Consider the following 8,663-nt stretch of genomic DNA (forward strand, 5'->3'; position numbering starts at 1 on the left):
TTCCATGGATCCACTCCCTTTCAGTGGCAGTAAGTTAGGGGCAGAGTTTGAAAACCTCAGGCCAACCACCGCAGCCACATTAATGTTGGGCAGAATGTCCATGACCATGAAAGAGGCACGGGTACTGCTTTGTCGTGGCAATGGCTTTCTGCTGACCAATATGAAGATCATGGGGCGCTATTACGGGGATGTTTTCTGGCGTTTCAAGTCTAAACGGGATCGTTATCTGACCCTGGGTAATGCCCTGATTGCTGCCCTCAGGGCTTCCATGCTGGATCGAAATATATCGCTATGGCTTAACAGTCCCATGGAATCTCTGATAGAAGAAAATGGCCAGGTGATTGGTATTGTTGTTAATCGGGATGGCAAGCGTCTTCGGGTTAAGGCTCGTAAAGGTGTCATTATCGGTGCCGGTGGCTTTGAAAGTAATCAGGCCATGCGGGAGCAGTACCATCCACAGCCTTCTCAGGCTCTGTGGAGTGCTGCGCCGGAAGGTATCAATACCGGTGATGGGATTCAGGCCGGTCAGGAGCTGGGTGCTGCAACGGCATTGATGGAGCATAGCTGGTGGGCACCCACCAGTCATGTTGAAGGGGAAACACGGTCAAGAGCGATGTTTGTAGAGCGTGCCCTGCCTAACTGTATTCTGGTGAATAAGGCCGGTAAACGATTTATCAATGAGGCAGCCCCCTACAATGACTTTGGGGATGGCATGTATGGCACTGAGTCGGTGCCGTGCTGGTTTGTCTTTGACGCACAGTTCCGTCATAAATATCCCTGCGGCGCTTTGCTGCCTGGCTATGCAGTGCCTGATAAGGCGGTATCCCGTCGTTATAAAGACTACTACCAGAAAGCAGCAACGTTGAAGGAGTTGGCGGAAAATATTGGTGTCGATGTTGAGGGTTTGCAGGAGACAGTCACCAAATACAATCAGTACTCGGTTGAAGGTAGCGATCCTGAGTTTGGTAAAGGGGATTCTCTGTTTGACCGTTACTACGGTGACCCTAATGTCACTCCCAACCCCTGCCTCGGACCGTTGGAAAAAGGCCCTTTCTACGCGGTGAAAATCAATATTGGTGATATTGGCACCAAGGGCGGGCTGGTAACAAACGTCGATGGTCAGGTACTAAGGGAAGATGGTGAGGCCATTCCCGGGCTTTATGCTATTGGCAATACGTCAGCATCGGTTATGAAGCAGACCTATCCGGGTGCAGGCTCAACCATTGGGCCTGCCATGACTTTTGGTTATCTTTCTGCAAACCATATTGCTCAGCGCCAGGTCGATGCCCGGATTGTCAAAGCTGAAGATGCTGATGATAAAAACCAGGTGCAGGAGAATAAAAATGCTGTTGAAGCCTGAGTCTGTTGTTCTGGTGACCGGTGCAAGTCGGGGCGTTGGCAAGGGTATCGCTCTTGCATTGGCCGAAAGTGGAGCAACTATTTACGTGACAGGAAGAAGCCGGCAGGAAGGCGATTCTCCTCTTCCCGGAACGGTTTTTGCCACCGCGGAGGCCATTAATGAGCGTGGTGGCAAAGGGGTTGCTGTTGTCTGCGATCACGGTGATGACGTACAGGTTGAGCAACTGTTTCAGCGTATTCAGAAGGAATCCGGACGACTGGATATTCTTGTGAATAATGCCACAGCGGTTCCCGATGAATTGACCCAAACCGGACCTTTCTGGGAGAAAAGCCTGTCCCTGCTGGATATTCTGGATGTTGGCATGCGCTCTACTTACGTCGCCAGCTACTATGGCGCACGGATTATGGCCGAGCAGAAGCAGGGGCTTATTGTCCATACGTCGTCGTTTGGTGGCCGTTGTTATATGCATGGTCCTGCTTATGGTGGTGGCAAGGCGGCTGTTGATAAGTTTGCGGCGGATATGGGCGTGGATCTGAAACCTCATAATGTAGCCTGTATTTCTCTCTGGTTAGGCCTGGTGCTGACAGAAAGAACTCAACGCGTTTTCGACGCAGAGCCTGAGAAATATGCTGACCTTGCGGCTACTGCAGAATCTCCGGAATTTGGCGGCCGTGTTATCGCTGCCCTGGCGAATAGTGAAGGTCTTATGGAGAGGACCGGCCGTATCCAGGTTGCTGCAGAGCTTGCCGCGGAGTTGGCTGTCCAGGATGTGGATGGTAAACAGCCACCTTCTCACAGGGCATTTCTGGGTGGACCGGCCATGCCTAATCCGGCGGTTATTGAGTAAGGGGTAAATAACCTTATGAACCGGATAGCTGTACGGCCTGCTTGATGAATTCAAGTTGTTCAAATAATACTCGGTTTCAGGCTGGCAATCCCCAGTACAGTAATGACGCTTTCTAAATCAGGGCCTTTTTTCTTCTATAACTCAAAAAGTGCCAGCAGAAGAGACTTGGAATAGAATAACTCATTATGAATCTGTTCTTTTAGATCAGTAGTAGGTGCGTTTAGATCAGTAGCAGGTGCGTTTGGCTTATTTGGATTAAGTGTTTTACCTCCGAACGTACTTTCTGCAAATATTTTTATCAAATCTCGTTTGGCGACTCGGGGGTTAGGATCCGTATTTGACATTCTCTCGATTGGAGCCGCATCGTAAGCATGTTTCATTGCTCTCATACAGACAATAAATAGATCTCTTTCATTATATGTAGCTATTAATCCCTTTGCCTGATTGAACACTGTGCTCAAATTATGCCGCATTTCACTTGTCTGGGTTGTGGAAAAACGTTCAGAGATTAATCTTGTGCAATCTTCTTGCGTTAAAAACTCTTTCAGTCTGAGCAGGTTACAGAGTAAGGATGCACATGCTATTGGATTTTTAAGTAACTCATCAGGTACTATTTTTTCTTCAAATTGAGTAAGTGTGTCCTGCACTATTTTTGACTTATTATTAAGTCTGAACATGTCTCCCACTTTTTCATCAATGTGTTTTTTGTTGGCATCTGCAAGGAGTCTTATATTTAAAGCTGGCCAGCAGAGGGATGGAGTTTCCTGTTCCCGTGAAAGCGCTTTTCTCTGCTCAATCGAGCATTTGTCAAGAAAATCGCCTATTAGGTAGCCTTTAAGGCGAGTGAGTGAATCAATTTGTTCCTTGACTGTCAGGTTTTCTGGCTGTTCAGCGGCTACTTCCTGAATGGCCGTTTGGGGCGTGCAGCCCGCACCTTCTGATTGAGAGGTCGTAAATTGACGGCACGGCTTTTGGTCGGCGATATCCTCTCTACTTTGTTCTCGTGTAAGTGCTCTACCTCCAGCTGTAGAATTCAGATCTGGATTTTGAGATGTAGAGTGACTCTCGTCAGGTTGGCTGGGGGTGTTTTCCCTGAACTCTGCTCTTTCATTGTTGAGTCCTGAGGCAGTTCCAAGCTTGTGTTGAGGCGTTTCTTCAAAAGCAGGTAAGTTTTCAGGATCAAATTTACTAATAACGGCCAAGTCATCAGCACTAACCTCAAAATGACTTTCAGTGTTGTCTTTTACTGCTTTACAGTATCTATCATTAAGCGTGGTAATCGATGATCTTTCCTTATCGGATGGCTTCACGCTTTTCAGATATTTTTCTCCTTCAACGATGAGCTGGAGGCAAATAGCTTCAAGCTTTTCTCTATCTATCTTCGATAGAGTATGTCCAAGGTAAGTACAATTGTGTGCCCCTCCTTCAGTTTCAGTCCGCTGAGCGGGCGAGGTTTTATCGTGATTGAGAGTTGTTAAAGAAGTAAGCATAATTCTCTGAAGAGCCAAATTTTGATTGTATTGTACTTAAGGGTAAAGGTGGATTCTGTTGTTAGTACCACTAAATCCTCGCAGGAATTCTAGTCCATCCTGGGCATTTTTTTCTTTATTTTAATTTATTGATTATTCATGACCGATATAGTAAAGACTGTTCCGGGAAGCTTTCACATCGCAGCAATACTCTTTCACTCTTTCACTCTTTCACTCTTTCAATAGCGCATATAAACAAAATCACCACAACCGCCTCTCAAAGGCCGCATATTGATAGCCGACAATGGCCAGTTTTGGTAATTGAGAGCTGTTGTTGGCTGCGTAGAATGGAACCTATCAGTGATCCGGTTTTTTTACAGCTCATGGCTGTTTCGGCATAAAGATTCGGTTCAAATCGGTTGGTCAGGGTAAAAGTAATGAGTCAACAAGATAACAATAAAGAACTGGACGCTCGAATGGTGACCATTATTGGTGTCGAAGTAGGGCCTCAGCGCAGCTGGGATTCAGTCAACCTCCCCATGATTCGGCACTGGTGTCAGGCCATGGGGGATGAGAACCCCATGTACACTAACCCGGAATATGCGCAGCAGTCTGAGCAGGGATAGATTATTGCACCGCCCTCCATGATTCAGGCCTGGACCATGAAAGGGGTTACCGAAACACCCGCTCCCGGCTCTGTACAAAGAACTGAAGACCAGCCTTATGTCCTCGATATGCTGGATGAAGCGGTTGACCAGGTCATAATGTGCTGGTTTCTGTGGGTACCGGTGTTCCTGCCAGTGGTTTGATACTGGGTCAGTAAGGAATAGTCCGTTAATAATTTCCCTATTTTGCTCACCACAGAGGCACGGAGGACACAGAGAAAAGGCTTTCTTTCTTCCTCCGTGCCTTTGATGCCCTCGGGTACTGTGGTGAAAGATGAAGTTATTTCGGGACAGCTCCTAAGGAACTGTCCTGAAATAACGTCGACATTTTTAACTCATTCTCCGTTCACCCTGAGCGGAGTCGAAGGGTGCTTGGCACGATCTATCATGGCTCAGAGTTTACGGCCTTCGACAGGCTCAGGACGAACGGAGTTTGGAGACGCCGAAATGTGGAAATTATTCAGGGACTATTCCTAAGTTGGTGTGAAATGCCACACTCATCTCTATAAATAGTTTCCAGAGATGAGTGTGGTGTACTTTTACATTTCTGATGGGCAGATTTGTTCTTTAAGTTCCCTTACCAGTAATTTCATACTTCTTCTTAAAAGATATCTGTGATCAATCTCATTCAGCCGTGGAAGGTTTTTCTTCACATTTTCGAATGGCTGAAGATTCTCCATATCAGTGGCAATCCCCTGACCGCTGCTTTTTTTAAAGGCGGTATTCAGGCAAACAGCCCCCAACAGGTTTTGAAAAAGAATAAAGAAGCTTTGAATAGCAGTTTCTATTGAAAATCCTGCTTCTTCCAGTGTCATAAGGCACTCATTCATTACAGCCAGGGCGCCTGGTTTTAACTGGATTTGGCCAAAGAGGGTGATCCAGCCCGGCTCACTGCAAACAGAAAGGTCAGGAAAGTAAACGTGAAGTTCTGCCTGTCCTGAACCCGAAAACACCGGAAGAGTTCCAGCCTCTGAGCCAGAGCAATTTCACCAAACCGTTTGATTATTATCGAATGCTCAGAGATGACTATCCGGTTTATAAAATGCCCGGAAAGGAGTTTTACTGCATCTCCCGGTATGAGGATATTCAGGAAGTCAGCAAGGATACCGCCGTCTTTTCTTCAAAAATGATGGAAATTCTGGTCAGAGGGCGCGCCCGTCATCCGGATGAAAAAGGCAAGTCTCTGGCAGAGCGACTTGGTGAACTTGGCGTGGTTCCCGTCGATGTCATGGCGCTACAGGATCCACCCATTCATAAAGAGGAGCGTAAAGTTGGCCACAGTGGCTTTAATGTTCACGTTGTGAAAAAACTGGAAAAAACTGGAAAAAGAGGTGGAAGAACTCTGTGATGAAATGATGGATGAGTTCCTGCCAAAGGGAAAGGTAGAGTTTGTTCAGGACTTTGCATGGCGTCTGCCCATGCGGTTGATTATCCGCTTGCTGGGTCTGCCTGAAGAGGACTTTGAGCAGATTAAATACTGGTGCATGCAGGGCATACGTTCACTTAGTGGAACCGCCAGTCGCGTTGAATTGATAGAGATTGGCGTTAGTAGTGCAGGCTTTACCCGCTATCTCTGGAAGCATTACCTGAAAGCCAAAAAGAATCCGCCCGCCAATTTTACCGGGACTCTGATTAAAAACAGTGCTGACCCGGATAACATTATCAATGACCAGAGAGCAATCGCCATTATTCTGCAGATGCTGATTGCTGGCAGTGACTCTTCAGCCAGTTCCATGGGCAGTGCGGTAAGAGTATTGGCCAGAGAGCCGGAGCTGGAGAAGGCGCTCAGGGCTGAACCGGAGAAGATCCCCTTGTTTATTGAAGAGGTCTTTCGCATGGAGTCCGCATTTCAGGGGCACTTCCGGGTAACCACCCGCGAGGTTGAAATGCACGGAGTGACCATTCCGGCGGGAGCCCAGGTCTTTCTGATGTGGGCATCCGGTAATAGGGATGAGCGATTCTGGGATAACCCGGAAGTGTTTGATATGAATCGGCGCAATGTTAAGAAACACCTGACTTTTGGGTTTGGTGTGCATGCCTGTGTTGGCCGGGAACTGGCCCGAATGGAAATTCGTATAGTGCTGAAAAAGCTGCTTGAAAAAACCAGCCGGTTTGCCATTGTTGGAGAAAGTCCTTATGAGGCCAGCATCTTTGCCCGTACTTTGCTAAAGTTACCCTTGGCTTTTGAGACAGCTGATAAAAAGGATATGGCTCATCAATCGGATAGGGATTCTGAAAAAAGCCCGGGTAGGAAAGTAAACAACGAACAAGAAGCAGAGTATGTCAGCATTTAATCAAGAAACTGTGTTAACCGTGAAGCACTGGAACGAGACTCTGTTCAGCTTCACCACAACCCGTGACACTTCACTCCGGTTCCACAATGGCCATTTTGTCATGCTCGGGCTTGAAGTAGGTGACAAACCCTTGATGCGGGCATATAGCATTGCCAGTGCCAACTATGAAGAGCATCTTGAGTTTCTCAGTATCAAGGTGTCTGATGGTCCTCTTACCTCCAGACTTCAGCATTTGCAGCCTGGCGATTCGGTGCTGGTCAGCCGTAAACCGGTAGGAACCTTAGTGGTCGGGGATTTGGAACCCGCCCAGAACCTGTTTCTGTTCGCCACGGGAACGGGGCTTGCCCCATTTATGAGCATTATCAAGGATCCTGAAACCTATGAGCGGTTTGAAAAGGTTATCCTTGTCCATGGTGTCCGTTATGTCAGTGAGCTGGCTTACCATGACTATCTGTTAGATGACTTGCCACAGCATGAATACCTGGGTGAGGAAATCCGCCAGAAGCTGGTTTATTACCCAACGGTGACCCGTGAGTTATTCAGGAACACCGGACGTCTGACTGACTTGATAACCTCGGGTCAGCTTTGCAGCGACCTTGATCTTCCTCCCCTGAATCCAAAAACCGACAAGGCCATGATCTGTGGCAGTCAGGCCATGCTGAACGACACCTGTGAAATTCTGGATAGTCTGGGTTTCATTGCATCCGCTCATACCGGTGATGTGGCTGACTATGTTATTGAAAGAGCTTTTGTTGATAAGTAAGGACCGTCCTTAAATAACTTAGCCATTTCAACGAACACTATCCGCTGCCCGCTGCCCGCTGCCCGCTGCCCGCTGCCCGCTGCCCGCTGCCCGCTGCCCGCTGCCCGCTGCCCGCTGCCCGCTGCCCGCTATCCGAAAAAGCCAGAGCCGCTTGTGCTTTTGCGGGTAGCAGGCAACGGCCTTTTACAAGTTTCAGTAAAATTTGGATCTTATTTCAGGACAATTCCTAAGTGCAGAAATAACGGATAAAACGTAAAAGCATGCGTCTTATCTTTTTCGGGTGGCGGGCAGCGGGCGGCGAAAATAGGCAAATTATTTAGGGACAAATCCAAAGCTGTATTTTTTGTATGTGATTTGAACGATTTATTGCTTTTCATGTGCTATCCGATCCGTTTGGAGAAAAAAATACACCAGAAAGATCGGCTGGTAAGCCTGATGGAAATGTTTATGTTTAAATCTGGTTGAACTCAGGGGGAATAGTGACTCCCTGGCAAAATAACAATAAAGAGAATAGCTCTTAGCCCGGGGGCATGAAGGTATGAAAAAAAGCAGTACAAAGTTTTTGTTCACTGCCACGTTATCAGCACTTATTGGGGTTGGTGTCGGTTTGGGAATCAGTGGAACCGACACGGGCAGAATGATCAAGGAACGCAAGGCTGAAGTAGTGGGTGGCCTGGCAGATCAGTTTATTGCATCGCAATCGAAGCATGATCCGAACCTGAAAGTAAAAACGGTGAACGGCCTGCACTCCATTCCTGTGAACGTTGATCAATTCCAGAATAATATCTTCAGGGCAAGCGGTGTTGCTAATACCTTCCTGGTGAAAACATCAGAAGGTAATGTGCTGTTTGATACGGGCCTGGCCACTCAGGCGGCAAAACATAAGCGACTTCTGCAGGAAGCTGCGGGTGGGGATATTGCCTATATCGTGCTCTCACACTCCCATGGCGATCATGTGGGTGGCCTGAGATACTGGCAGGCAGAATACCCCGATGCAAAAATCATCGTGCATGAACGGTTCTCGGAAGGTCAGCGTTACCTGAAAGATCTGGAACCGTATTTCTGGGATCGGAACCGTACACTTTATACCTTTATGCCTGAGCAGCCACCGGAAGATGACTCCATGTTTGCCTATGGTGGCATTAATGGGGATATCGTGGTGGAGGATGGGAGTAGCTATGAGTTTGAACTGGGCGGTGTTCAGTTTCAGATTATCCCAACCCCGGGAGCCGAAGGCGATGATAATCTGGTGATGTGGATTCCAG

10 protein-coding genes are annotated in these 8,663 nt (G+C 47.7%); 8 read left to right on the forward strand and 2 right to left on the reverse strand.

Going from position 1 to position 8,663, the window contains the following annotated elements; translation table 11 throughout:
- A partial coding sequence (locus RM811_RS24130; RefSeq protein ID WP_402529455.1) for an FAD-binding protein occupies positions 1-1,360 on the forward strand: 1,360 nt, incomplete at its 5' end.
- On the forward strand, positions 1,344-2,207 hold the full coding sequence (locus RM811_RS24135; protein ID WP_402529457.1) for an SDR family NAD(P)-dependent oxidoreductase: 864 nt from the start codon (positions 1,344-1,346) through the stop codon (positions 2,205-2,207). The genes RM811_RS24130 and RM811_RS24135, both read left to right, overlap by 17 nt.
- A gap of 134 nt (positions 2,208-2,341) precedes the next feature.
- Here the strand turns inward: RM811_RS24135 and RM811_RS24140 are convergent, their stop codons facing one another.
- The gene (locus RM811_RS24140) at positions 2,342-3,697 is read right to left on the reverse strand and encodes a hypothetical protein (RefSeq protein ID WP_402529459.1); all 1,356 of its coding nucleotides are present in this window, start codon (positions 3,695-3,697) and stop codon (positions 2,342-2,344) included.
- 416 nt (positions 3,698-4,113) lie between these two features.
- Here RM811_RS24140 and RM811_RS24145 point away from each other — a divergent pair, with 416 nt between their 5' ends.
- Positions 4,114-4,302 carry a hypothetical protein gene (locus RM811_RS24145; protein WP_402529461.1) on the forward strand — a complete coding sequence of 63 codons (189 nt, stop codon included), beginning with the start codon at positions 4,114-4,116 and terminating at the stop codon, positions 4,300-4,302.
- A 36-nt stretch (positions 4,303-4,338) separates the two neighbouring features.
- Positions 4,339-4,485, forward strand: a complete 147-nt coding sequence (locus RM811_RS24150) for a hypothetical protein (RefSeq protein WP_402529464.1) — start codon at positions 4,339-4,341, stop codon at positions 4,483-4,485.
- Positions 4,486-4,880: 395 nt separating this feature from the next.
- Here RM811_RS24150 and RM811_RS24155 read toward each other — a convergent pair whose 3' ends face one another.
- The gene (locus tag RM811_RS24155) at positions 4,881-5,294 is read right to left on the reverse strand and encodes a hypothetical protein (protein WP_402529467.1); all 414 of its coding nucleotides are present in this window, start codon (positions 5,292-5,294) and stop codon (positions 4,881-4,883) included.
- Positions 5,295-5,353: 59 nt separating this feature from the next.
- Between RM811_RS24155 and RM811_RS24160 the strand changes: the two genes are divergently transcribed.
- From RM811_RS24160 to RM811_RS24175, 4 genes are all read left to right on the forward strand, one after another.
- Entirely contained in the window at positions 5,354-5,689 is a 336-nt protein-coding gene (locus RM811_RS24160) for a hypothetical protein (protein WP_402529470.1), read from the forward strand.
- Positions 5,673-6,635: a cytochrome P450 gene (locus RM811_RS24165; protein ID WP_402529473.1), complete on the forward strand. Its 963-nt coding sequence runs from the start codon at positions 5,673-5,675 to the stop codon at positions 6,633-6,635. Before RM811_RS24160 ends, RM811_RS24165 begins: the two co-directional genes overlap by 17 nt.
- Entirely contained in the window at positions 6,622-7,398 is a 777-nt protein-coding gene (locus RM811_RS24170; RefSeq protein WP_402529475.1) for a ferredoxin--NADP reductase, read from the forward strand. Before RM811_RS24165 ends, RM811_RS24170 begins: the two co-directional genes overlap by 14 nt.
- A 538-nt stretch (positions 7,399-7,936) precedes the next feature.
- A partial coding sequence (locus tag RM811_RS24175; protein WP_402529477.1) for an MBL fold metallo-hydrolase occupies positions 7,937-8,663 on the forward strand: 727 nt, incomplete at its 3' end.

This window comes from Endozoicomonas sp. (genome assembly GCF_031844845.1).
Lineage (GTDB): Bacteria > Pseudomonadota > Gammaproteobacteria > Pseudomonadales > Endozoicomonadaceae > Endozoicomonas.

Excerpts from the sequence above, each read along its gene's own strand:
- RM811_RS24135 (WP_402529457.1), top strand. The coding sequence starts at position 1,344 with ATGCTGTTGAAGCCTGAGTCTGTTGTTCTGGTGACCGGTGCAAGTCGG.
- RM811_RS24140 (WP_402529459.1), bottom strand. The coding sequence starts at position 3,697 with ATGCTTACTTCTTTAACAACTCTCAATCACGATAAAACCTCGCCCGCT.
- RM811_RS24145 (WP_402529461.1), top strand. The coding sequence starts at position 4,114 with ATGAGTCAACAAGATAACAATAAAGAACTGGACGCTCGAATGGTGACC.
- RM811_RS24150 (WP_402529464.1), top strand. The coding sequence starts at position 4,339 with ATGAAAGGGGTTACCGAAACACCCGCTCCCGGCTCTGTACAAAGAACT.
- RM811_RS24160 (WP_402529470.1), top strand. The coding sequence starts at position 5,354 with ATGCTCAGAGATGACTATCCGGTTTATAAAATGCCCGGAAAGGAGTTT.
- RM811_RS24170 (WP_402529475.1), top strand. The coding sequence starts at position 6,622 with ATGTCAGCATTTAATCAAGAAACTGTGTTAACCGTGAAGCACTGGAAC.